The organism is Rubrobacter sp. M3-4, from assembly GCF_059772285.1.
In genome coordinates this window covers 166,724-189,220 of the sequence record NZ_JCBAJP010000004.1, presented here as the reverse complement: position 1 = coordinate 189,220, position 22,497 = coordinate 166,724, and the positions used below count along the sequence as shown (strand labels likewise).

25 protein-coding genes and 1 riboswitch are annotated in these 22,497 nt (G+C 68.6%); of the genes, 11 read left to right on the top strand and 14 right to left on the bottom strand.

Annotated elements, in window-relative coordinates; all coding sequences use genetic code 11:
* Positions 1–88: 88 nt before the first annotated feature.
* From AC6EKW_RS06415 to AC6EKW_RS06400, 4 genes are read right to left on the bottom strand one after another with little or no spacing between them, the layout of a single operon-like run.
* Positions 89–349: a DsrE family protein gene (locus AC6EKW_RS06415; RefSeq protein WP_143528915.1), complete on the bottom strand. Its 261-nt coding sequence runs from the start codon at positions 347–349 to the stop codon at positions 89–91.
* The gene (locus AC6EKW_RS06410; RefSeq protein ID WP_498513960.1) at positions 346–588 is read right to left on the bottom strand and encodes a sulfurtransferase TusA family protein; all 243 of its coding nucleotides are present in this window, start codon (positions 586–588) and stop codon (positions 346–348) included. The genes AC6EKW_RS06415 and AC6EKW_RS06410 overlap by 4 nt, the downstream gene beginning before the upstream one ends.
* Positions 585–1,328, bottom strand: a complete 744-nt coding sequence (locus tag AC6EKW_RS06405; RefSeq protein ID WP_498513959.1) for a DUF2182 domain-containing protein — start codon at positions 1,326–1,328, stop codon at positions 585–587. The genes AC6EKW_RS06410 and AC6EKW_RS06405 overlap by 4 nt, the downstream gene beginning before the upstream one ends.
* Before the next feature lie 8 nt (positions 1,329–1,336).
* Complete coding sequence (locus tag AC6EKW_RS06400; protein WP_498513958.1) at positions 1,337–1,705, bottom strand: nuclear transport factor 2 family protein; 369 nt, start codon at positions 1,703–1,705, stop codon at positions 1,337–1,339.
* 227 nt (positions 1,706–1,932) lie between these two features.
* On the opposite strand from AC6EKW_RS06400, the gene AC6EKW_RS06395 reads away from it, so the two are divergent.
* A complete protein-coding gene (locus tag AC6EKW_RS06395; protein WP_498513957.1) occupies positions 1,933–3,066 on the top strand; it encodes a helix-turn-helix transcriptional regulator in 1,134 nt (377 codons plus the stop codon).
* Here the strand turns inward: AC6EKW_RS06395 and trmFO are convergent.
* The 4 genes from trmFO to AC6EKW_RS06375 form a co-directional block, all read right to left on the bottom strand.
* The gene (trmFO, locus tag AC6EKW_RS06390) at positions 3,050–4,366 is read right to left on the bottom strand and encodes a methylenetetrahydrofolate--tRNA-(uracil(54)-C(5))-methyltransferase (FADH(2)-oxidizing) TrmFO (protein WP_498513956.1); all 1,317 of its coding nucleotides are present in this window, start codon (positions 4,364–4,366) and stop codon (positions 3,050–3,052) included. The two genes, AC6EKW_RS06395 and trmFO, sit on opposite strands and share 17 nt — an antisense overlap.
* A gap of 80 nt (positions 4,367–4,446) precedes the next feature.
* Positions 4,447–4,854 (bottom strand): hypothetical protein, encoded by a 408-nt coding sequence (locus AC6EKW_RS06385; protein ID WP_273887881.1) that lies wholly within the window; start codon positions 4,852–4,854, stop codon positions 4,447–4,449.
* An 8-nt stretch (positions 4,855–4,862) separates the two neighbouring features.
* The gene (locus tag AC6EKW_RS06380) at positions 4,863–5,639 is read right to left on the bottom strand and encodes an SDR family oxidoreductase (RefSeq protein WP_273887880.1); all 777 of its coding nucleotides are present in this window, start codon (positions 5,637–5,639) and stop codon (positions 4,863–4,865) included.
* A 19-nt stretch (positions 5,640–5,658) separates the two neighbouring features.
* A complete protein-coding gene (locus AC6EKW_RS06375) occupies positions 5,659–6,105 on the bottom strand; it encodes a PaaI family thioesterase (RefSeq protein ID WP_273887879.1) in 447 nt (148 codons plus the stop codon).
* A gap of 136 nt (positions 6,106–6,241) precedes the next feature.
* Here AC6EKW_RS06375 and AC6EKW_RS06370 point away from each other — a divergent pair, with 136 nt between their 5' ends.
* Positions 6,242–8,983, top strand: coding sequence for an EAL domain-containing protein (locus AC6EKW_RS06370; protein WP_498513955.1), 2,742 nt, complete (start codon positions 6,242–6,244; stop codon positions 8,981–8,983).
* Here the strand turns inward: AC6EKW_RS06370 and AC6EKW_RS06365 are convergent.
* Genes AC6EKW_RS06365 through AC6EKW_RS06345 form a run of 5 tightly spaced genes read right to left on the bottom strand, consistent with a single transcriptional unit; the run spans position 8,980 to position 14,056 of the window.
* Complete coding sequence (locus tag AC6EKW_RS06365) at positions 8,980–10,032, bottom strand: phosphotransferase family protein (RefSeq protein WP_498513954.1); 1,053 nt, start codon at positions 10,030–10,032, stop codon at positions 8,980–8,982. The genes AC6EKW_RS06370 and AC6EKW_RS06365 overlap by 4 nt on opposite strands.
* A gap of 2 nt (positions 10,033–10,034) precedes the next feature.
* A complete protein-coding gene (locus tag AC6EKW_RS06360; protein WP_498513953.1) occupies positions 10,035–10,835 on the bottom strand; it encodes a 2-phosphosulfolactate phosphatase in 801 nt (266 codons plus the stop codon).
* 9 nt (positions 10,836–10,844) lie between these two features.
* A complete protein-coding gene (locus AC6EKW_RS06355; RefSeq protein WP_498513952.1) occupies positions 10,845–12,101 on the bottom strand; it encodes an ABC transporter ATP-binding protein in 1,257 nt (418 codons plus the stop codon).
* Positions 12,085–13,071, bottom strand: coding sequence for a FecCD family ABC transporter permease (locus AC6EKW_RS06350; RefSeq protein WP_498513951.1), 987 nt, complete (start codon positions 13,069–13,071; stop codon positions 12,085–12,087). Before AC6EKW_RS06350 ends, AC6EKW_RS06355 begins: the two co-directional genes overlap by 17 nt.
* A 7-nt stretch (positions 13,072–13,078) precedes the next feature.
* The gene (locus AC6EKW_RS06345; protein ID WP_498513950.1) at positions 13,079–14,056 is read right to left on the bottom strand and encodes an ABC transporter substrate-binding protein; all 978 of its coding nucleotides are present in this window, start codon (positions 14,054–14,056) and stop codon (positions 13,079–13,081) included.
* 123 nt (positions 14,057–14,179) lie between these two features.
* Positions 14,180–14,371, bottom strand: a riboswitch (cobalamin riboswitch).
* 100 nt (positions 14,372–14,471) lie between these two features.
* On the opposite strand from AC6EKW_RS06345, the gene AC6EKW_RS06340 reads away from it, so the two are divergent.
* Together AC6EKW_RS06340 and AC6EKW_RS06335 are read left to right on the top strand one after the other, a co-directional pair.
* A complete protein-coding gene (locus AC6EKW_RS06340) occupies positions 14,472–14,993 on the top strand; it encodes a PadR family transcriptional regulator (protein ID WP_498513949.1) in 522 nt (173 codons plus the stop codon).
* A complete protein-coding gene (locus AC6EKW_RS06335; RefSeq protein WP_498513948.1) occupies positions 14,990–15,604 on the top strand; it encodes a class I SAM-dependent methyltransferase in 615 nt (204 codons plus the stop codon). The genes AC6EKW_RS06340 and AC6EKW_RS06335 overlap by 4 nt, the downstream gene beginning before the upstream one ends.
* A 24-nt stretch (positions 15,605–15,628) precedes the next feature.
* On the opposite strand, the gene AC6EKW_RS06330 is transcribed toward AC6EKW_RS06335, so the two are convergent.
* A complete protein-coding gene (locus AC6EKW_RS06330; protein ID WP_273887868.1) occupies positions 15,629–16,306 on the bottom strand; it encodes a GntR family transcriptional regulator in 678 nt (225 codons plus the stop codon).
* A gap of 104 nt (positions 16,307–16,410) precedes the next feature.
* On the opposite strand from AC6EKW_RS06330, the gene AC6EKW_RS06325 reads away from it, so the two are divergent.
* The 7 genes from AC6EKW_RS06325 to AC6EKW_RS06295 are packed head-to-tail and all read left to right on the top strand — an operon-like array spanning position 16,411 to position 22,496.
* The gene (locus AC6EKW_RS06325; RefSeq protein WP_498513947.1) at positions 16,411–17,304 is read left to right on the top strand and encodes a fumarylacetoacetate hydrolase family protein; all 894 of its coding nucleotides are present in this window, start codon (positions 16,411–16,413) and stop codon (positions 17,302–17,304) included.
* Entirely contained in the window at positions 17,283–17,489 is a 207-nt protein-coding gene (locus AC6EKW_RS06320) for a ferredoxin (protein WP_273841875.1), read from the top strand. Before AC6EKW_RS06325 ends, AC6EKW_RS06320 begins: the two co-directional genes overlap by 22 nt.
* Positions 17,486–18,181 carry a type 1 glutamine amidotransferase gene (locus tag AC6EKW_RS06315; RefSeq protein WP_498513946.1) on the top strand — a complete coding sequence of 232 codons (696 nt, stop codon included), beginning with the start codon at positions 17,486–17,488 and terminating at the stop codon, positions 18,179–18,181. Before AC6EKW_RS06320 ends, AC6EKW_RS06315 begins: the two co-directional genes overlap by 4 nt.
* Positions 18,178–19,530 (top strand): glutamine synthetase family protein, encoded by a 1,353-nt coding sequence (locus tag AC6EKW_RS06310; RefSeq protein WP_273887865.1) that lies wholly within the window; start codon positions 18,178–18,180, stop codon positions 19,528–19,530. The genes AC6EKW_RS06315 and AC6EKW_RS06310 overlap by 4 nt, the downstream gene beginning before the upstream one ends.
* Positions 19,531–19,540: 10 nt before the next feature.
* Positions 19,541–20,776, top strand: a complete 1,236-nt coding sequence (locus AC6EKW_RS06305; RefSeq protein ID WP_498513945.1) for a cytochrome P450 — start codon at positions 19,541–19,543, stop codon at positions 20,774–20,776.
* Positions 20,773–21,702 carry a VOC family protein gene (locus tag AC6EKW_RS06300; protein ID WP_273887862.1) on the top strand — a complete coding sequence of 310 codons (930 nt, stop codon included), beginning with the start codon at positions 20,773–20,775 and terminating at the stop codon, positions 21,700–21,702. The genes AC6EKW_RS06305 and AC6EKW_RS06300 overlap by 4 nt, the downstream gene beginning before the upstream one ends.
* Positions 21,699–22,496 (top strand): acetoacetate decarboxylase family protein, encoded by a 798-nt coding sequence (locus AC6EKW_RS06295; protein ID WP_273887861.1) that lies wholly within the window; start codon positions 21,699–21,701, stop codon positions 22,494–22,496. The genes AC6EKW_RS06300 and AC6EKW_RS06295 overlap by 4 nt, the downstream gene beginning before the upstream one ends.
* The last annotated feature ends 1 nt before the right edge of the window (position 22,497 follow it).

The following is a 22,497-nucleotide window of genomic DNA, read 5'->3' as shown; positions in this document are numbered from 1 at the left end:
TCTGGGAGAAGCCCACCGGGTCGGTGAATCGCGCTCCCAGGTTTGCGAGGTCCGCCTCGGTCACCCCCCGGGCGACCGCACACGAGCCTCAGACGTATACCGGTATCCCGAGGTCCCTGACCTTCTCTACCAGATCCCCGAGCGGCGGAAAGCCCACGCCGTGCACGGCGTCGATCATGCCCGGCTTGGCCAGGCTGGCCGCTTCTCCCACCAGCACTATGCAGCAGTCCATCTCTTCGGTTCCGGCGCCCGTGGCCACGAGGAAGGGCAGCGTGGCCAGCGTGGGATCGTCGGTTCCGTGCAACCCCACGTACATCAGGGGTCTCCGGTCGGCTCTCTCCATGTTCATCCGCCTTTCACTATCTCCATGTGGAAGGTCTTCCCATCATCTTCTGTTATCCGCCAGGAGCACCTCCTCTGCTCGACGAGGCGGGGGATGGTCTGCCGGGCGGGTGGGTAGTCCGTGATGACCGTGAGCCTGCCTCCCGGAGGGAGGGACTTCAGCACGGCCAGGGTCTCCACCGTGGGGCCCGGGCAGATGCTCCCCCGCAGGTCCAGCTCCACCACCACGTCTCTCCGCGGGCTCACACGGCTTCCCATACTCCAGAGAGCGCAGTGCCCAGGATCACCGCGCCGCCCGCGATCATCAGTACCCCGAGAGGGCGCACGAGGCGGTGACCGCCGGGCAGAGTCTTCTCGGCGAAGACGATGACGGCCGCCGTGAGCATCCAGGCTGGGTTCATCATCCCCAGGGCGACCAGCCCGGCCATGAGGCCCGCGCAGCAGCCCAGGCAGTCCACGCCGTGCAACACCCCCAGCCGCAACGCACCGGACGGGCCCGCGCGCCACCGCTGCATCAGGAAGAAGAGCGGGCTGCTGCAGCGGACGTGGCAGGTACGCTTGAGCGCCGTGAACTGGTAGATTCCGCCGGCGACGAGGAGCAGCCCCGGCAGGACCGCAAGCAGCGGGCTCATCCCCTCCATCAGGAGGCTGTAGGCGTAGACCGGCAGCCCCGCGGCGATCCAGACGAGGAGGTAGCCGGCGAGCAGGGCCACCACGCCCGCTCCGGAGCGGTGGCGGGAGAGGGTGCGGTAGAGCAGGAAGAGGGGAAGTGTAGCCGGCAGCATCATCGCGACCATCATCGTCGCCCAGCCTGCCAGGAAGAGGGCGGGGCCCGTGGCTTCGCCCATCCCCGCACCTCGCGCCTGATGGATGGTGTATGCCCAGCCCGCGGCGGCCAGCGCCGCGAGGAAGGCCCCCGGCAGGAGATTCTCGCGCCTGCGCCATCTCTCGAGGACTGCGGGTGCAAACGCGCCGGTCGGCTCCATCGCGTCTCCTACTCGTCCCAGGCCTCGACGCTCACCTGCCGGGCGATCCTGCCGTCACACAGTTCCAGCGTCGTCGCGGCCAGGACCCGGGTCCCGTCTGGGTACTCGCACGCCTCCCTGAACGCGGCGCGATCCTCCCCGATCACCTCGCCCTCGATGCGGTGGATCATCTCCCGACCGCAGACGTCCCGCAGGTAGTCTGCTATCGCCTCTCTGCCGCGCAGCAGGCAGGGCAGGCTCGGCGGGGTGTTCTTGTTGACGATCTGCAGCTCGGCGTCGTCGGCGTAGAGGGAGATCAAAGCCTCTGCATCCCCCTGCTCGCTCGCCCGGCGCAACTCCTCGAAATCCAGCCTCCCGGCGGCCATCCGCTCGGTCATGGCGCCCCTTTACTCACCCGATATTGCTACTTCGGGCTCACTCTACCCCCGGAGAAGAACCGGGGATATAGCAGAAAACTGCCGTTTTCAGGCCACGGACGAGGAAACACCCCCCGAACGGCGGATTCCCCACGCGTTCCCCCCTGCTAGAATGCCTCACAACACAAGTAGCAAATTCCCAGAGGAGGTCGGTCCTGCCGTTCACCAGGATAACCGGGCGCACCGGGGTGCAGAGCATCGCCGGGGAGCGGGTTTTCGCCGGGATGAAGCGGGTGGCGCATGCGCAGAGAACCCCGGAGGAGCTTCTCCGGGAGGCGGTGGTGCTGCTGAAGAAGGTGGTGCCCTTCGAGGGTTATGCGGCGAGCGTGATGGACCCGCTGAGCGGGGTCCCGACCGGCCCGATGGTCTTCAACCGGGAGATGGGCGGCCGGGAGGATGTGCGCTTCTTCTTCGAGCACATCTACTTCGAAGACGACGTGAACGAGTACGGCTGGATGGCGAGGAAGGGTCTCGCCACGGCCCGCCTCTCCGACGGCACGGGGGGCAGGCTGGAGCGGGCGCTGAGATACAGGGAGTTCGGTCGGCCGCGGGGGTTCGGACACGAGATGCGGGCGGCGATGACGATGGACGGCGAGCTCTGGGGTGGGCTGTGCCTGGCATGGGAGAAGGGTGATCCTGACTTCTCGGCAAAGGAGGCCGCCTTCATAGAAGGCATCCTGCCGCACCTCACGGCCGGCCTGCGCGCGGCGGCGCTGCGCTCCGGAACGGGGAGCAGGACCTCGGACGGCGAGCCCATCGGGGTTCTCGTCCTGGACCGTCGCGGGCAAGTAGTGCAGAGAGCCGGCGGGATGGACCGGTGGCTGGAGGAGCTGGGCATGCGTAAGCCCTACAGAGAAGACGGGAGCGACCTGCCGGAGGCGGTCTGGGCGCTCGTCGGCATGCTGAAGCGCACGCTCGCACCGCGCAAGGGTGAAGACGAATCGATGGTCCCGCACCTGCACGTGCGGGGGCGTTCGGGGCGGTGGCTCTCGCTGCAGGCTTCGATCGGCAAGGGTCAGGACGGCTCAGCGACCCAGACGGTCGTGGTCGCCGCCCCGAGCGGGCCGAGGGAGCTCGCCAGGATCAACGTCGCCGCCTACGGGCTGAGCGGGAGGGAGAGGGAGATAGCGAACCTCGTGCTGCGCGCCCACTCGACGCGTCAGATCTCCCGCGCGCTCTACATCTCGGAGTCGACGGTGCAGGGTCACCTCTCGCACGTCTTCGAGAAGGTCGGCGTGAGGAGCCGGCGGGAGCTGCTCAAGCGGCTCTTCTTCAGCAGCTTCCCGCCGGAAGAGAACGCCTCTCCTACCCGGCCGCCCTGACCCCGAGGAACTCGTCGAGGGCGGTGAGCGCCATTTGGGCCTGCCGCTCCCGGCGCTCCTGCTTTCCGAGGCGGCGCCCGTTCTCCTTCTTCGGAGCCGGAGGGACGAGCCCCCAGTTGGAGTTTATCGGCTGCAGCGTCCCGTCCTTGGTCGTGATGTAGTGGGCCAGCGCCCCGATCATGGTCTGCCGGGGCAGCTCTATCGGCTCCTCACCGCGGGCCACCCGGGCGGCGTTCACGCCGGCGATGTAGCCCATCGCGGTCGACTCCACGTAGCCCTCGACCCCGGTGAGCTGTCCGGCGAAGAACAGCGGCTCCCCGGTGCGGAGGCGCATGGTGGCCTCCAGCGTGTGGTTCGCCTTTATGTAGGTGTTGCGGTGCATCACGCCCATCCGGGCGAACTCCGCGTTCTCGAGACCCGGGATCATGCGGAAGACCCGCTTCTGCTCGCCCCACTTCAGGCGCGTCTGGAAGCCGACCATGTTGAACAGGTGCCCTTCGGCGTCGTCCTGCCGCAGCTGCACCACCGCGAAGGGCTCCTCTCCGGTCCTCGGGTCCGGCAGCCCCACCGGCTTCATCGGGCCGAAGCGCAGAGTGTCCGGGCCGCGGGAGGCGATCACCTCCACCGGCAGGCACCCCTCGAAGTACATGTTCTCCTCGAAGTCCTTTATCGGGGCGAGCTCGGCGGTGGTCAGGGCCTCGACGAAGGCGTAGTACTCCTCCTCGTCCATCGGGCAGTTGAGGTAGGCCGCCTCACCCTTGCCGTAGCGGGAGGCCAGGTAGATCTTCTCGTCGTCCAGAGAGTCGCGGAAGAGGATCGGGCTCGCCGCGTCGTAGAAGTAGAGCCTCTCGCCAGAGAGCGCGGTGATCTTCTCGGCCAGCGCGTCGGAGGTGAGGGGTCCGGTCGCGATCACGGCGGGTCCATCGGGTATGTCGGTGGCCTCCTCGCGCACCACCTCTATGTTCGGGTGCCCCTCGACGGCCTCGGTGACGGCCCGGGAGAAGCTCTCCCGGGCGAGCCCCAGAGCTCCCCCCGCGGGGACGCTGTTGGCGTCGGCGCAGCGCAGCACCACAGATCCGAGCCTGCGGAGTTCCTCCTTCAGGAGGCCGGAGGCCGTGCCCAAAGAGAGGTTACCCATCGAGTTGGAACAGACCAGCTCGGCGAAGAAGCCGGTGTGGTGGGCCGGGGTCTGCTTCACGGGGCGCATCTCCCAGAGCTCCACCCGGCAGCCGGCCTCGGCCGCCTGCCAGGCCGCCTCGCTCCCGGCGAGCCCTCCGCCTATGACCGTCACATCGGGCACGAAACCACCTCCAGCCAGAAAGCCGCCACGAGAAGATATTCTACGCTTGCGCGGGGTCGCGTCCACCGGGCGTGCCCCCTCTAGCGCCTCCTCTCCGTCGCCGTGAACTCGATGCCCAGCACGAGCAGGTATACCGTCGTGGCCACGAAGCTGGTCGCAGGCCAGGCCAGCACGTCCTGCAGGCCGTGCGAGATCGGGTACGAGAGCCCGATGGCCGATCCTATCGAGAGGAAGTGGAGGTTCGCCCACACCGGGAGCCCCCGCGGCTTCACCTCCGCGCGTACGCTCGGGCTGCCGAAGGCCACGAACCAGGCGAAGCCGTAGCCGAGCACCGCCCCGGCCATGAACAGCAGCGCGTCGAGCAGGCTCGGCAGATAGTGCGCATGCACGAGCAGGGCACCCGAGGTCCATATCGTGACGGTGTAGCCGTAGGGCACGCCGCTGGAACCGACCGCGACCCGCAGGTTGTTTATGTAGCGATCCCTCAAGGCACCCCCTACCAGGCCGTAGCCCCGCCGTCCACGACGACCGTCTGGCCGGTCATGTACGAGGAGGCCGGGGAGGCAAGAAAAACCACCACGCCCTTTATGTCGTCCGGCTCTCCGAAGCGCCCCATCGGGATGTCGGCGAGCATCCGTTCTCCGAACATCTCCATCAGCCCGCGGGACATCTTCGTCGGGAACCAGCCGGGGGCTACGGCGTTGACCCGGATGCCGTGGCGCGCCCAGGCGGTCGCGAGATCGCGGGTCATCGAGATGACCGCGCCCTTGGAGGAGCTGTAGCCGACGGTCTGCATGTACTCGGGGTTGCCGCCGACGAGCCCGGCCACCGAGGAGACGTTGACGATCACGCCCCCGCTCCCGCGTTCGATCATGCGCCGCCCGACCGCCTGAGACATCAGGAACGTCCCCCGCACGTTGACCCGCAGGACGTGGTCGAACTTCTCCAGCGGCATCTCGACCGCCGGCGCCCCCCAGGTCGCCCCGGAGTTGTTGACCAGGACGTCCACGCCGCCGAACTCCTCGAAGGCCGCCGAGACCACCCTCTCCACGTCCTCCGGCTCGGTGACGTCGCAGGCGAGGGCGAGCACCCTGCCCCCGGCCTTCTCCATCCCCCGCCGGGCCTCCTCGAGCTGCTCCATCCTGCGCGAGCAGATCACGACGTTCGCTCCCGCCTCGGAGAGGGCTTCGGCCATCTGACGTCCGAGCCCCCGTCCCCCTCCGGTGACGAGGGCCGTCTTCCCATCCAGACGGAAGAGATCCAGAGCACCCACAGAGTACCGCCTCCTCTCTCTAGACGATGGGGTTGCCGCGCTTCTCGAAGATCCGGAACGTACCGGTGCCCAGGGCGACCAGCTCCCCACCCCCGTCGTAGACCTTCGCCTCGGCGGTCGCCAGCCGGCGCGAACGGTGCACCACCTCGCAGCGGCAGGTTATGCGCCCCTCGCGCACCGCGCCGAGGAAGCTGACGTTGAGCGCGATCGTCGCGGTCCTGAAACCGGCCAGCGCCGAGACCGCGAGCCCCATCGCGTTGTCCATGAGCGCGGAGTAGACCCCGCCGTGCAGCGTACCGTTGCCGTTGAGGTGGATGTCTTTCACGTCGAGGTATATCACCGAGCGTCCCGGTTCCACCGATTCCACCTTGCACCCCATGTGCTTCGAGAAGGTGACGGCTTCTTCGAAGTAGCGGGCGAGCTGCGAGAGCTGCTCACCGTTCAGAGCGTGTCCGACTTCTTCCATGCATATCCCTCCGGAGACGAGACGGCAGAACGTCCTGCTGGCGGCATCGCGCCGGAAGATTCATTATATTTGTTCGGGGAAGCTTTCGGGCACCCCCACCGGTGGTTGAGGTCAGTGTAGGGAGATATACTGCAGCATGATCGAAAACGTGCTTTTCTCTCTGATCAGGCTGCAGTATTCCCCGTTCGAGTTGGTCCTCGTCCTCTCCTCGTGCGTCTCCGCCGCGGCGGCGCTCTACGTGCTGCCACGCCGCCGGGTACCGGGGGTGATGGCGCTCGCCCTCATGATGATCGCCGCGGCCTGGTGGGGCGTGGGGTACGCGCTCGAGATAGCCTCCTACTCGCTCGGGGCCAAGATCTTCTGGGCCAAGCTTCAGTACGCGGCGATCTGCGCCATCCCGCTCGCGCTGTTCGCGTTCGCCACCCTGTACACCGGGCGGGCACGCAGGCTCCCCCCGCTCGTGTGGCCTCTGCTCGCCATCCCCTCGCTGGTGACCTTCGGCCTCGTCCTGACCAACGAGCAGCACCACCTGATCTGGCGCAGCCTCCGCATCGGCAGCCTCGGTGGGGTGAGGATGCTCGTCGTCGAGCACGGGGACGCCTTCTGGGTCTACTGGGTCTACTCCTACGTCCTGATCCTGCTCGGTTTCGCCTCGTTCTTCCCCCTCATGCGGAGCGGTCTCTACAGAAAGCAGAGCGTGACCCTTCTGCTCGGTTTCCTGTGCCCGTGGATAGGCAACCTGCTCTACGTCTCCGGTTCCGGGCTCCCGCGCCACTTCGACACCACGCCGGTCGCGTTCTCCATCGGCGGGATGTTCCTGGCGTGGGCCGTCTCGCGCTTCCGCTTCCTCGACGTGATCCCGATAGCCCGGGAGATGATCCTGGAGCACATGGGCGAAGTGGTGATAGTCCTCGACCCGATGGGGCGCATCGTCGACACCAACCCCGCGGCCCGGCGACTTCCGGCCCTCTCCGGGGAGAACCATCTCGGCAGGGATCTCCCGGAGGTCATGCCCGCGTGGGCGGGCATACGACCGGGGGAGAGCCGGGAGGTGGAAGTGCGGGACCGGTATTACGCGGTCTCCCGCTGGCCGCTGCCGGCGCGGGGAAAGGAGAGTTCGGGATGCCTGCTCGTCGCCCGGGACATAACCGAAAACCGTCTCGCCGAGAAGAGGCTCGCCGAGAGCGAGGAGCGCTACCGGAGACTCGTCGAGCTCTGCCCCGATGCGGTCGTGGTGCACAGCGAAGGCAAGGTGGAGTACGTCAACGCTGCGGGGCTCCGGCTGATGCGCGCCTCGAAGCCGGAGCAGATCGTGGGCCACGCGGTTCTGGAGTTCGTACACCCGGACTACAGGGAGGTCGCCGCGGAGCGCATAGCCCAGGGATACAGCAACAGGTACCGCAGCGAGCTCTACACGTACCGGCTGGTACGGCTCGACGGCAAGACGCTGGAGGTCGAAGCGGCCGCGATGAGCATCTCCTACAGAGGGAAGGCCGCGATGCAGCTGGTGCTGCGCGACGTCACCGAGCGGAAGGCGCTGGAGGAGCGTCTGGCACACCAGGCCTACCACGACACCCTCACGTCCCTGCCCAACCGGGCACTCTTCCTGGAACGTCTGGAGAAAGCCCTCTCACGTTCGAAGAAGAGGGGAGAACGCCTCGGCATCCTCTTCCTCGACCTCGACGGCTTCAAGCTGATAAACGACTCCCTCGGCCACGAAACGGGAGACAACCTGCTCGTCGCCGCCGCGGCACGCCTCGCGTCCTGCGTCCGCCCGTCGGATACCGTGGCCCGTCTCGGTGGGGACGAGTTCGCGGTGCTCCTGGAGAGCGTAGAGGACGAAGAGCAGGCGGTGCATGTCGCCGAGAGGATCACCCGGGGATTGCGCGAGCCGTTCACCATCGCCGGGCGCGAGGTCTTCGTCGGGAGCAGCATCGGCATCGCCCTGAGCTCCTCCCGATCCGATGCACCCTCCGACCTGCTGCGGGAGGCGGACACGGCGATGTATCACGCGAAAGACAAGGGGCAAGACTACACGATCTTCGACCCGGAGATGAACCGTCAGGCCCTCGAGTTCCTGCAGCTGTGCGAGGAGATCAAACACGCCATCGAGCGGGACGAGCTACGGTTGCTCTACCAGCCGCTGATCGACCTGAGGACCGGCCGGATCCGGGGTATCGAGGCGTTGTTGCGCTGGGACCATCCTAAGCGTGGCACCCTGCTGCCCGAGGAGTTCCTCCCGGCGGCCGAGGAGACGGGGATGATCCTGGAGATCGACCGTCGGGTGCTCGAAGAGGCCTGCGCGCAGGCCGGGGAGTGGCAGAAGGCGCAGGCCGGAGATTTCCTCCCGAGCGTCTACGTGAACGTCTCGAGCATGCAGCTCAGGGTGGGCAGCTTCGCCGGGTACCTGGAAGACCTGCTGGAGCGCAACGAGCTGGCGGCGGGCGGGCTGGTGCTGGAGATCACGGAGAAGGTGCTGGTCGAAGACTCATCCGAGGTAGTCGACCTGCTCGGGAGGATCAAATCCCTGGGCGTGGGGCTGGCGCTGGACGACTTCGGCACGGGATACTCCTCGCTCTCCTACCTGCGACGCTTCCCCATAGACACGGTCAAGGTGGACCGGGTGTTCGTCGAGGGGCTGGAGTGGAACCCGGAGGATGCGATCCTGGTCTCCGGGATCGTCGGGCTGGCCCGGGCCCTCGGCAAGCAGCTCGTCGCCGAGGGCATAGAGACCCCCCGCCAGCTCGGGCAGTTGCGCCAGATGGGATGCGAGCTGGGGCAGGGGAACCACATCTCCGAGCCACTCTCGGCGGAGGCCGCCTCGGCCCTCCTCATGCACGGACTGGTGAGCCCTACCTCCGACCCGGCGCAGGACTAGGAGGAACGCGAGAGCGAATAGGCGTAGAGGATGAGGTTCTTCACCCGATCGCCGAAGGTTGCGAACCGCTCGTCCTTCGTCTGGCCGCGGACCCAGCGGACGTAGATCTGCTGCAGGATGACCGCGAGCTTGAAGTAGCCGAAGACCCGGTACCAGTGCATCCGGGAGAGGTCGCGCCCGCTCTTCTCGGCGTAACGCTGCATGAACTCTTCGCGGGTCATGAAGCCGGGCGCGTCGGTCACGGTGGGGAGCACGCGTTTGATCTCGGGCGGATCGTCCTTCTCGACGTAGTAGGAGAGGGAGACGGCGAGGTCGAAGAGTGGGTCCCCCACCGTGGCCATCTCCCAGTCGAGCACGGCGCGGACTTCGGTGGGGTCTTCGGGGTCCAGGATAAGGTTGTTGAGCTTGTAGTCGTTGTGGATGATCGTCGGCGGGGGACTCTCGGGGATGTCGGAGGCGAGCCAGCGGGTCAGGGGCCCGACCTCGGGTATCTCCCCGGTCTTCGCCCGCTCGTAGCGGGAGATCCAACCCCCCACCTGCCGCTCGAGGAAGCCCTCCGGGTGCCCCAGGTCCCCGAGCCCCGCCGCCTGGTAGTCGACGGCGTGCAGCCCGACCAGCGTGTCGCAGAGCGTCTCGGAGATGCCCCGGCAGAGCTCCGGCGTGGGCTCCATCCCTTCCGGGAAGGAGTCGTCTATGACGATGCCGCGCCTGCGCTCCATGACGTAGAAGGGCGCGCCGATGACGGATCGGTCCTCACAGTAGAAGTAGGGCTTCGGGGCAAGCGGGTAGACGGGGTTGAGGCGCGTGAGCAGCCTCGACTCGCGCTCCATGTCGTGCGCCTTCGGGGGGACGGGGCCGAGCGGCGGCCGCCTGAGCACGCCCTCCCAGGAGCCTATCCTGAGAAGATACGTCAGGTTCGAGGCCCCGGAGGGGAACTGCTCGACCTCGAGGCTGCCCTCCGGCAGCCCCTCGATGTGCCGCCGCAGATACTCCTCGACGGCCTTCCTGTCGAAATCCTCGCCCTCGCGCACCTTTATGGTTTCAGCCAATTTCAGACCCCCTGCTCGTCCTCAGCCGCCCGGGAACCTCCACCCGTCTCCTCGACCCTGCGCAGCGTGCCGTCCCTCACCTCGAGGACGGCCTCGCTCGCCCCGACGTCCGCCGCGAAGCGCAGCGTCTCGATCCGGTCGTGCTCGACGAACCACCGGCCGGCGCGCGAGCGGGCGAGCACCGCCACCGGGTCTTCGAGCCTGCCGGCCCAGTCCCGTGCCAGGATCGCGGCGTCGTTGAGGCTCCATTCCTCCACGTCGAGCCGCGAGACTATCGCCGAGGCCCCGAGGAAGTCTTCGAGGTCGAACCGCCCCCCGGATCCGGCGCACACCAGGTACACCGCCTCCGCCCCCGAGGATTCGAGGTAGCGCGCCGTGGCGGGTGCGTTGCGCAGGCAGGAGACGAGGACGACGTCCGCGGCGGCGACCTCGGAGATAGCCCTCGTCCCGTTGGTCGTGAGGAAGACGACGTCCCTGCCGGCGACCTTCTCCGGCGGGTACTCCTCGGGCAGCGGGCCGAAGTCGTACCCCTCGACCCGCTCGGCGCCCTGCTCCCCGCCGCGCAGAGCCTCCGGTCCCACCCGGGCGTAGACCTCCTCGCCCTCCTGCAGGCTCCCGACCGGGAAGACGCGCCGGGCACCGTTCTCGAGGATGGTGAGCAGCGTGGTCGTCGCCATGAAGACGTCTATGACGACCGCCACCCTCCCCGGCAGACGCTCGGGTACGATCTCCTTGCGGCTCATCAGCACGCCGAGCCGCCTCAAGGGACGCCCCTCGCTCTCTGCTTCGAACTCACCACCCAAGACATTCTACTAGCCCTCCCCCCGGCCACCCCGCGCGCCGATCCCGCCGCGCAGCTCCCGGACGAAGTCCTCCGGTCCCGCCTCGAACGCGCCGGCCTCGAGCAGATCAGCTGGCGCGGCGTCCCCGCCTCCGTGATGGTCCACCACGGCGACCGGGATCCCTTCCTCCAGCGCCTCGAACGCCGCCCCGAGCACGACTCGGCCGCCCGGAGGGGAACCGCAGACGGCCACGAGCCTCGCGGAGCGTGCGGCCTCCGCGTTGCGCCGCAGCACCTCGCCGGGGATGGGGGCGAAGGGCTCCGCCTCGACGATCTCCGCCCCGAGGGCGCGGGCGACGGCGTGGTCGAGGTCTCCAGGAGGGAGCACGCCGGCGGAGAACCCCACCCCCTCTTCGCTGAGCCGGCGCATCAGAAGAGATCCGGACCCGCCGCCGCAGATCACGTGCACCTCCGGTATCCCGCCCCCGGTGACCCGCCCGGAAGCGGTACTCTGCACGATGAGATCCCCCGTCGCCGGGGAGACCAAGACCTCCGCCTGCGCCCCGAAGACCTCCCGGATCACCTCGGGGCGCAGCGCGGCGCTCGGGACACCGGCGGCGAAGACCTCACCGCCGCGCATGACGACGACCCTCGAGGCGTGCCGGGCGGCGAGGTTGAGATCGTGGGCGACGAGGACCACGGTCGCCCCGGCGCGGCCCAGGCGCTCCACGACCCGCATGAAGGCGAGCTGGTGCCGGACGTCGAGGTGGTTTGTCGGCTCGTCGAGCAGCAGCACCTCGGGCTCCTGGGCGAGCGCCCGGGCGAGGGCGACGAGCTGACGCTCCCCGCCCGAGAGCTCGGTCATCCTCCGGTGCGCGAGATCCCACACCCCGACGTCCTCCATCGCCCGCCCGACCGCCCCTGGCGCGCCGGGGTCCGAGGGGAAGAGCCATCCCTCGTAGGGGGCGCGCCCCATCTCGACCACCTCGCGCACCGTGTAGTCGAAGGCCGGCGCCCCCTCCTGCGGTACGACCGCGACCCGGCGGGCGAAGAGCTTCGCATCCCAATCCCCGACCTCCCTGCCGTCGAGCAGCACCACCCCCTCCCGCGGCCGCAGGGCCCGGGCGAGCGTCCGGATCAGGGTACTCTTGCCGCTGCCGTTCGGCCCGACCACGGCGAGCATCTCCCCCTCTCCCACTTCCAGGCTCACCCCCGAGAGCGCCTCGTGCGCGCCGTAGGCGACGCGCACGCCCCGCACCTCGAAGACGATCTCACCAGAGCCGGCCACGCCTGCGGCTCCTGGAGAGCAGATACACGAAGAAAGGCGCCCCGCACAGGGCGGTTATGATCCCGACCGGGATCTCGATCGCGGGGATCGCGGTGCGCGCCGCGTCGTCGGCGGCGACGAGGAAAGCCGCCCCCCACAGCCCCGAGACCGGCAACAGCAGGGCGTGACGCGGGCCGGCCAGTATCCTGCCGACGTGCGGCACGATGAGCCCGATGAAGCCGATCACGCCGCTGACCGCGACCGCCGCCGAGGCGCCGAGCGCGGCGAACCCTATCGCGAGCAGCTTCACCCGCTCGACCCCGACTCCGAGGTAGGTGGCCTGCTCCTCCCCGAGCGAGAGGATGTCGAGCCTGCGCGAGAGGGCCAGGAGCCCAGCCGAAGAGACGACGAGGTACGGCAGCGCGTCCACCACCCTCCGCCAGTCGGCAGGCGCCAGAGACCCCAGCAACCAGAACAGCACCGAGGAGATCCTCTGGTCGGCGAAGGTCAGGATGACGAACGAGTAGACCGCGGCGGCGAAGGCCCCGACCGCGAGCCCGACGAGCAGCAGATCGGCGATGGGAAACCGCCCGCCGCGCCGCGAGAGCCCGACCACGGCGAACGCCGCCGCGAGCCCCCCGCAGAAGGCGGCGGGCGGGACCGCGGAGAGCCCGGCCGCCCCGAAGGAGGCCCCGGAGGCTATCGCGAGCACCGCCCCGAGCGCGGCCCCCGGCGAGACCCCCACCACGTACGGGTCGGCCATGGGGTTGCGGAAGAGTCCCTGCATCGCGGCCCCGCTCACCCCGAGCGCCCCCCCGACAAGCATCCCGAGGGCTATGCGGGGCAGACGGATCTGCAGGACTATCGCCCGCGAGACTTCGTCCCCGCCCCCGAGGAGCGTCCGCACGACCTCGCCGGGGGAGAGCCAGGCCGGTCCCACGCCGAGCGAGAGCACCGCCACCAACACCAGCGCGGCGGCGGAGGCCCCCACCCAGAGGCTATCTCTTGCTGTGGACTTTGAAGGCACCGGGGTGTATCGCCTCCGCGATCTGCTTCACCCCCTCGACTATCCTCGGCCCCGGACGGGTCGTGAGGTTGTCGTTTATGACCTCGACGTGCCCCTCACGCACGGCCTTGAGCGCCTCGAAACCGGGACGGCTCGCGACCTTCTTGGGCGTATCGCCGGAGGAGCTGCCGATCAGGTAGTAGTCCGGGTTCTGCTTCACGAGCTCCTCGAGCGAGTACTGCGGGTAGGGGCTCTTCGCCCCGGCGGCGACGTTCTTCCCGCCGGCGAGCTTTATCTCGTCGTCTATGAAGCTGCCCGGACCGGCCGTCTGGAGCGGCTTGGGGTAGACCTCGTAGAAGACCGTGGGATGAGACAGCCCCCTGACCTCCTTCCTCACCTGCGAGAGCTCGCGGCGCATGTGCCGCTGGACCTCGCGGGCCTTCTTCTCGTCCCCGACGACCTTCCCGACCGTCCCGATCGAAGCTATCGCCCCCCGTACGCTCTCCGGGTTGATCACGACGACCTTCGCCCCGGTCTTCTTCTCCAGGTCGGCCGCCTGCTGCCTAGTCGTCGCAAACGACATGAAGAGCACGTCGGTCTTGAGCGAGGCGACCTTCTCGGCGTTGACCCCTTTGTAGTCCCCGATCTTCGTGATGTGCTCGACCTGCGGCGGGTAGTCGTCGGCGGTGGTCACCCCCACGACCCTCTTCCCCGCCCCGATCGCGAAGAGCGTCTCGGTGATGCTCGGGGCCATCGAGGCGATACGCTCGGGCTTCTTCTCTATCGTGACCTTCCTCCCGAGCGAGTCGGTCACCGTGACCGGGTACCCCGAAGCACCACCGCGGGCCTGCGTGGCGCCCCCGGAAGAACCCCCTCCAGAAACCCCGCCCGCCCCGCACCCGGCGAGCGCGAACACCACCACGGCGAACGCCACCACGACGCGCAGGACGGAAACCATCCTAACGAACATGCCAGAGAATCACCTCCCCACCTCGAAACGAACTCGGAAATCCAGCCCGAGAGAAAAGCCCTCTAGGGCCCGGCGGGAAGCGACCAGAAGATCACCACGCCCGAACTCCTTCCTCGAAGAGCCTGCGACCTCAGGCGCCTGGCAGGTCTCCTGGCTCGCGGCTCCAAAGCGCCTCCCCCGCAGCCTTCCCAGGCCCCGGAAAGGACCCAGTGACCGGGCAGAGCCCCCAGGCGGAGTGTCGCATCGCCGCTCACAGTGGCGGGACCGCGCCGGATTCTCACCGGCTTCCCTCGCACCAGACGCACCCTCTTCCGAAAAGCATAACCGAAACCACCCCACCGCGCACGTCCCTTGACCGGTCCAATCCAATAGGTTACATTAACCTAGGTTAGATTAATCCATAAAGGAGTGAGCGGTGTACACGGATATCCTGATCCTTAGCAGCGTGATCGAACGACCGCTGCACGGGTACGAGATAAAGCGGGGGGTGGGCCGGGTGCTGGGGCGGGAGTTCGCGCTCAACAACAACCAGCTCTACCCGGCGTTGCGGCGGCTGGAGGAGATGGGGGCGGTGGAGAAGGAGGTCGTGCGTCAGGAGGGCAGGCCGGACAGGCACGTCTACCGGGCGACGGGGCTGGGGCGGGAGGTTCTGGGCGAGATGCTCCGGGAGTTTCCGCCCGAGCTGGCGCGAAACGACGCGGAGTTCATGGTGAGGGTGGCGCTCTTCGAGCTTCTGGAGTCCGAAGAGAGGAGGAGCATCCTGCGGGCGAGGCGGGAGTTTCTCGAGGAGCATCTGGAGCGCTCCGTCGAGATGGATCCGCGCGTCGGGGACGGGCGCAGTCCTTACGCGGCGAAGGTGATCTCGTTCCACCGCAGCACCATCGAGCACGAGCTGGCCTGGATCTCGGAGCTGGAGAGGGAGGTGGAGGGCGCGTGAGAGACCGGGACGTCGGGCGCTTCGACCGGTGGGCGCCGACCTACGAAAAGAGCGGGCTGCAGGCCAGCTTCTTCGAGCCGGTACACGAGGCGACCCTGCGGCTCGCCTCCCGTATGGCGCCGCGGCCACACCGCGTGCTCGACGTGGGCTGCGGAACGGGGGCCCTGCTGCGCCGGGCGGCGGGGCGCTTCCCCGACGCCGGGCTCGTCGGGGTGGACGCCGCGGCCGGCATGATCGAGGCGGCCAGGGAGGGTGGGACACCGGCGAACCTCGTCTGCGCTCCGGTCGAGCACCTGCCGTTCGATGATGGAGAGTTCGACCTCGTCCTCAGCACCGTCTCGTTCCACCACTGGGAGGACCAGCAGAAAGGGCTCCAGGAGATCGGAAGGGTCCTGGCGCCGGGAGGCTCTCTCGTCCTGGTGGACATCTTTGCCGCTTCCTGGCTGCGGGTGATGCTCCTCCCGATGAAGCTGCATGGTAAGTTCCGTACGCCCGCTGTGGCCTCTCGCATGCTCCGCTCGGCCGGCCTTACTCCCGGCCGCCGGGATACGGTCCTCAAAGGTCCCCTCGGCCTCCCCGTGGTCTCGGCGGTTCCGGCGGGCAAGCCGTAGCGTCCAGGCCGCGCCGCTGCCCGCTCACCCCTTCTGCCACTCGTACTTCCAGTGGCCTATTGCCCGCTCTATGTGCTCGAGCATGAGCCTCTCGGCGTCCTCCGCACGCCCCTCGGCGACGGCCGAGGCTATCTGGCGGTGCTCCGCGACGTCCTCGTCCTTCCAGTCAGAGGTGAGCATCCGCCGCGAGAGGAGCCTGCGCCCCACCTCCACGATCCAGAGCGAACCCAAGACCCTCACCAGCTCCTCGTTGCCCGTCGCCCGCGCGAGATGCATGTGGAACTGACGGCTCGCATCGTGCGCCTCCACCCCGTCGTCGGCGGCCGCCTCCTGCTCTATAGCCCCGTACAGGAGGTCTATGTCCCTGCCGTTCCTGCGACCGGCCGCGAGCCGTGCTATCCCCGGCTCGAGCAGCGTCCTCACCTCCAGCCGCCGCAAAACCGCCTCGAGCCCGAGATCCGCCACCCGATATCCCCGGTTCGGCTGAAACTCCACCAGCCCCTCGTCCGCCAGCCTCCTCAACGCCTCCCTCACCGGCGTCCGCGAGATGCCGAACCTCTCCGCCAGCTCGACCTGACCCAGCCTCGTCCCCGGCTCGGCCTCCCCCCCGAGCACGTACTCCCTGATCCGCTCGTACGCCCGGTCCGCGACCGAAGACGCGTCTATGGGCCCTCCACCCGCAGCGCTCCTTACGTTCGACATGCATGCGATCTTAAATTGTGTGGATATTTTATTCAAGCTGAAAACTCCATTGACAATCTCCCTCTTTTTGGATACATTATCCACGATTTAGGAAGGAGGAAGGTTTGGATCTTTCGCGGGGACCGAGGGTGAGGGTTCTGGTCGAGGGCGGGCCCGTCTGGGGTCTTTTGGAGCCTGGAGGTGTGATCGCGCTGGAGGACGGCGGCAGGATCTCCGAGGAGGAGGCCGTCTATCTCGCGCCCGCCGAGCCCTCGAAGATAATCGCGCCGCACCTCACCTACCGCAGCCGGGTCGAGGAGTACGGGGCCAGGGTGCCGGATCATCCCTCGTACTTCCTCAAGCCCCCCAGCTCCCTCGGCGGGCACCGGGGTGTATTGAGGCGTCCGAAGGGGACGGGGTTTCTCAACTACGAGGGGGAGCTCGCGGTCGTCGTCGGGCGCAGGATGCACGGCGTCCCCGAAGAGGAGGCTCTCTCGTACGTGGCGGGGTACACCTGCGCCAACGACGTCAGCCTGCACGACTTCCGGCACGCCGACCGCGGCTCGATGCTGCGGGTCAAGGGGCAGGACGGATTCCTGCCGCTCGGGCCCGCGGTCGTTCCGGCCGGGGAGTTCGACCCGGAGGACTTCACGCTCAGGACGTACCTCAACGGCGAGGTCGTGCAGGAAGCCACCTCGGACGACATGATCTTCGGCGTCGCCTACCAGCTCGCCGACCTGTGCCGGCTCATCACGCTCGAGCCCGGGGACGTCGTCCTCACCGGCACCCCGGCCAACTCGCGCCCCATGCAGCCCGGGGACGTCGTCGAGGTCGAGATAGAGGGCATAGGGAGGCTCTCCAGCACGGTCGAGGAGTGGGACGTCGACCTCTCTCACGGCCCCGGCGAGCGGCCGCAGGTCTCCGCCCAGACGCTGCACGTCGCGCTCGCGGTCCCCGAGGAAGACGCCGAACGTATGGTGCGGGAAGGAGAGTGGGGATGGACGGGAAGCTCGAAGTAGAGGTGGATCTCGACCTGTGCCAGAGCTGCGGCGAGTGCGCCAGGATCGCGCCGGAGATCTTCACCCTCGGCGAGGACGACGTGCTGCGCTGGAGGCCGGAGGCGGAGATCTCGCTGGAAGAGAAGGCCCGCGAGGCCGAGGAGGCATGCCCCACCACCGCGATAAAGGTCGAGGTGGTGCGGTGAAGCCCGTTCTCATAAGGCAGCACGCCGAGAGGACCCCGCCGGCGCTCCTCGCCGGGTGGCTGCGCGAGAGGGGCATCCCCTTCGAGGTGAGCCGCTCCTGGCTCGACGGCGAGCCCCCCGACCCCCGGCGCCACCTCTTCGTCGCCTCGCTGGGCTCGCAGTACAGCCCGCGCGACGCAGAAGAACAACCCGCCGTGGCCGCAGAACTCGATCTCGTCCGCAGGTGCGTCGAGGAGGTACCGGTCCTCGGGCTGTGCTTCGGCGGTCAGGTGCTCGCGAGCGTCCTCGGCGGAGAGGTCGGTCCCCTGCCCGAGCCCGAGCTCGGCTGGTGCGAAGTAGAGACCAAAGACCCCGAGGAGATCCCGCCGGGGCCCTGGCTCGAGTGGCATTTCGAAGGCTTCGAGACCCCGCCCGGGGCAGAGGAGCTGGCGCGCACCAGACGCTCGGCGCAGGCCTTCAGGTTCGGGCCCCACCTCGGGGTCCAGTTCCACCCGGAGAGCACCGTCGACGTGGTCGCAGGATGGGCCCGCAAGGACCTCTCCTCCGGCAGGCTCTCCCGCTACGGGGTGGAAGATCCGCTCGCGCTGCTCGAAGCCCCGCCGGAGAAAGAACGCGCCGCCAAGGAAGCCGCCTTCAGGCTCTTCGACGCGTTCTTCGAGCGGGCGGTGAGAGAAAGGAGCCACAGAGCATGACACCTCAGGAGCAGAGGACGGAAGAGAAGGCCCCCGAGATACTCCTCGACGGGTCGGTCACCTCCGTGCGGGTGATCTACCCGGACCTGCACGGGGTGGCGCGGGGCAAGGACGTCCCGGTCGCGGAGTTCGGTCGGGCGACCGAGCACGGGCTCGCCTTCTGCTCGGCGGTCATGGGCACCGACCTGCGCCACGTACCGGTCGTGGGCGGCGAGGAGGGCTATCCGGACATGATCGCCTACCCCGACCTCTCGACGCTCACCCCACTGCCCTGGGAGCCCGGTGTGGCCTGCTGCATCGCCGACCTCGAGCCCGTGAGCCAGAACTCGCGGCGTCCGGCCGACCCGCGGGGGGCGCTGCGCCGGGCCGTGGCCGCCTTCGAGGAGATAGGGCTCTCCCCGGTGGTCGGGCCCGAGCTCGAGTTCTTCCTGTGCGTGCCCGACCCTCAGGCGAAGAACGGGGTGCGCCGCTACGTGGACAACCTGAGCATGGTCTACACCGCGGGCCCGCAGGCCGACCCGAGGGGCGTCGTCCGCCGGCTCGCCGAAGACCTCTCGAAGATGGGCCTCGGCGCCTTCGCCGCCAACCACGAGTTTATGAACTCGCAGTACGAGATCAACCTGCACCACGGCCCGGCGCTCGCCGCCGCGGACCGGGCCTTCCGGCTGAAGAGCGCCGTGAAGGACGTCGCCGCCTCCTGCGGGCTCGTCGCGACCTTCATGGGCAAGCCTTTCAACGACCAGGGTGGCTCGGGGTTCCACCTGCACCTCTCGGCCGAGCGGGAGGGCGAGAACGCCTTCGCGCAGGAGGACGACCCGGACGGGGTCTCCGGTTTGATGCGGAGCTTCGTCGCCGGCATCCTCGCCCACGCCTGCGGCGCGATGGCGTTTTTGAACCCAACGGTGAACGCCTACCGCAGGCTGGTGCCCGACTCGCTCGCCCCCACCCACGCCAACTGGGGCTGGGACAACCGCACCGCCTTCGTCCGCATCCCGGCCGAGCGCGGCAGAGCGACCCGGGTCGAGGTGAGGGTCGGGGACGGCAGCGCCAACCCCTACCTGGCGACCGCCGCGGTGCTCTTCTCGGGCCTCGACGGCGTGCGCAGGGGCCTCGAGCCCCCGCCGCCGGTCGGCGGCGACGCCTACCACGCCGCGGGACCGGAGGCCGGAGACCCCCTGCCGGAGACGCTGGAAGAAGCGCTCGAGGCGCTGGAGAGAGACGAGGTGCTGGTGGAGGGGCTCGGCGCGGAGATCGTCGAGACCTTCCTCGCGGTCAAGCGTTTCGAGGCCGAACGTCACCGCACCTGGGTCTCGGACTGGGAGATAGACGAGTACCTGCACCATCTCTAAGGAGGAGGAGATGACCGACGCCACCAGGACCGCAAGCCTGGAGGAGATAGACCTCTCCAACCCGGACGCCTTCGTCGAGCGGGTGCCCCACGAGTGGTTCGAGATCCTGCGCCGGGAGGACCCGGTGCACTTCAACCCCGAACCCGACGGCCCCGGCTTCTGGGCCGTGACCCGCTACTGGGACATCCGGGAGGTCCACCGCCGCTGGGACGTCTACTCCTCGGAGATAGGCGGCACCTCCCTCGAAGACCTCGAACCCGACCAGATCGAAGCCCGCAAGTCCATGATCGACCTCGACCCGCCCCGGCACAACGAGATCCGGGCGCTCATCAAGGGCAAGTTCACCCCGAAGTCGGTTCGGGGGTGGGAGGATCAGGTACGCCAGGTCGCCCGCGAGGTGATAGAGGGCGCGCTGCCGAAGGGCGAGTTCGACTTCGTGCGCGAGATCTCCTCGGAGATCCCGATGCGCGTCTTCGCGGACATCCTCGGGGTCCCGCAGGAGGAGCGGCGCTACATCATCGAGATCGGCGACCACCTCCTCGGCAACCAGGACCCGGAGTTCGCCCGGCCGCCGGAGAGGCCCGAGCACCGGCTGCTGCCGTTCTCGAGCCCGGCCGCGCTCGAGCTCTTCAGGATCGGACGCGCCCTCGCCGCCGAGCGCCGCAGGAACCCCAAGGACGACATCATCACCCAGATGGCCTTCGGCGGGCTCACCCCACGCGAGTACGACGTCAACTTCGTGCTTCTGGCCACCGCGGGCAACGAGACGACCCGCCACACGATAACCCACGGCCTGCTGGCCCTGATCGAGAACCCCGACCAGCTCGAGCGCCTCAGGCGCGACCCCTCGCTCTACCCCTCGGCGGCCGAGGAGATGCTGCGCTGGGCGACCCCGGTGCACCACTTCCGCAGGACCACGACCCGGGAGACCGAGCTCGCCGGGACGAAGATCCCCGCCGGGGCGAAGGTGACGACCTGGTTCACCTCCGGCAACCGCGACGAGGCCGTCTTCGAGAACCCGAACACCTTCGACGTCGGGCGAAACCCCAACCGGCACATGACCTTCGGCCCCGGGGGCGTCCACTTCTGCCTGGGGGCGCACCTGGCCCGGATGGAGGTCCGGGTGACCTTCGAGGAATTGATCCCGCGGCTGCGCTCGGTCGAGCTCGCCGGGAAGGTCGACCGGCTGCGCTCCAACTTCTTCAACGGCATAAAGCGCATGCCCGTCCGGGTGGAGGCCGCATGATCTCGCTGCGCCGCATAGCCCACGTCAGCCTCCTGACCCGGGACGCCGCCGAGGCCGCCTCGCGCTGGAGCGTGGAGTTCGGGCTCGCCGAGCGCGAGAGGAGCGCGGACAGGGTGCGCCTGGCCTGCGACGACGAGCCCTTCTCCGTCGAGCTCGTCTCCTCGGAGAAGGGCGGCCTCGGGCACGTCGCCTACGAACTCTCCCGCTCGTGCACCCTCGACGACGCCCGGCGCCACCTCGAGGAGTGCGGCGTCGGCTGGGAGGAGAAGGAAGGCGCGCTCGAGGTCGAAGACACCGAAGGCAACCGGGTGCGGCTCCTCGGATACCGGCGGGAGGACGAGAGGATGCGCTTCACCCCGCAGGCCCGGCCGCTCGCCAACCCCGCCCCCGGCCACCCACGCCGACTCGGGCACGTCAACTTCCTCACCGCGAACATCCGGGAGCAGCTCGAGTTCTACACGCGGGTGCTCGGGATGAAGGTGACCGACTGGCTCGGCGACGGCGGGGTCTGGCTGCACATAGGACGCGACCACCACGTGATGGCGCTCGTGGACAAGGGTTACTCCCACTTCCACCACCTCGCCTTCGACGTCGTCGACATCGGGCAGATGCGCGCCGCGCTCGACCACCTGGGCCGCCGCGGCAGGTGGGTCGCCTGGGGTCCCGTCCGGCACGGCATCGGGGGCAACATCGCCTCCTACGTGCGCATAGTCGAGGAGGAGTGCTTCGTCGAGCTCTACTGCGACATGGAGCAGCTCGAGGACGACCACGAGGTCCGCCGCTGGCCCGACGACCGCTTCTCGTCCAACACCTGGGGCCAGCTCCCACCCCGCTCGTACTTCCGCTTCGACGAGGCCGCGATAGCCTCCGAGCGCGAGAGCCTGGAGATGTTGGGATATCCGCTACCCGAGGAGGTCTCCACTTGAGCCTGAAAGGTTACTCGATCCCCCGCACCAGCACCGGCAGGGCGAGCCTCGTCCCCCACCCGCCCTGGCACTACGTCGGAGACCTCCTCGTCGTGGACTACTGGGCCGACCCCGACGCCGCCCGCTCGGTCCTCCCGGAGGGCCTCGATCCGCACCCCGACGCGGGCCGGTGCGCGGCGGTCTTCGCCGACTGGCAGTCGTGCTCCGGGGAGGGCGAGGAGCTTCTGGACCCGGTGCGCGCCCAGTACAGGGAGTTCTTCCTCGTCGTGAACGCCCTGCTCGACGGCGAGGAGGTCACCACCTGCCCCTTCATCTGGGTGGACCAGGACTTCGCGCTCGTGCGCGGTTGGATCCAGGGGTTCCCCAAGAAGCTCGGGTCGATCTGGATGACCCGCACCTTCGGTCTCGGGGTGGCCGCCGACCCGGGACTCGGGGAGGGCGCCCGTTACGGAGCGACCTGCTCGGCGCGGGGACGCATGATCTCACGCATGACCCTCACGGTGGAGGGCCCCTCGGAGGAGGGCCCGCGCCACAACGCGCCCCCCATCGTCAACGTCCGGCACTTCCCCCGCCTCGCCCGCGGCCGCCACGACGACCCGCAGGTGCACGAGCTGGTGAAGCTCCTGAGCCGGGACCGGGCCTCCTCTACGGCCGTCGAGGGCGAGGCCACGCTCGAGCTCTACCCGGCCGAGGGCGAGGAGCACCACATCCTCGCCCCGGTGAAGGTCGGGCGGGGATACCGGATGACGCTCGGCTACACCGTGGACGACCTCGAGACCGTCAAGGAGATCTAGC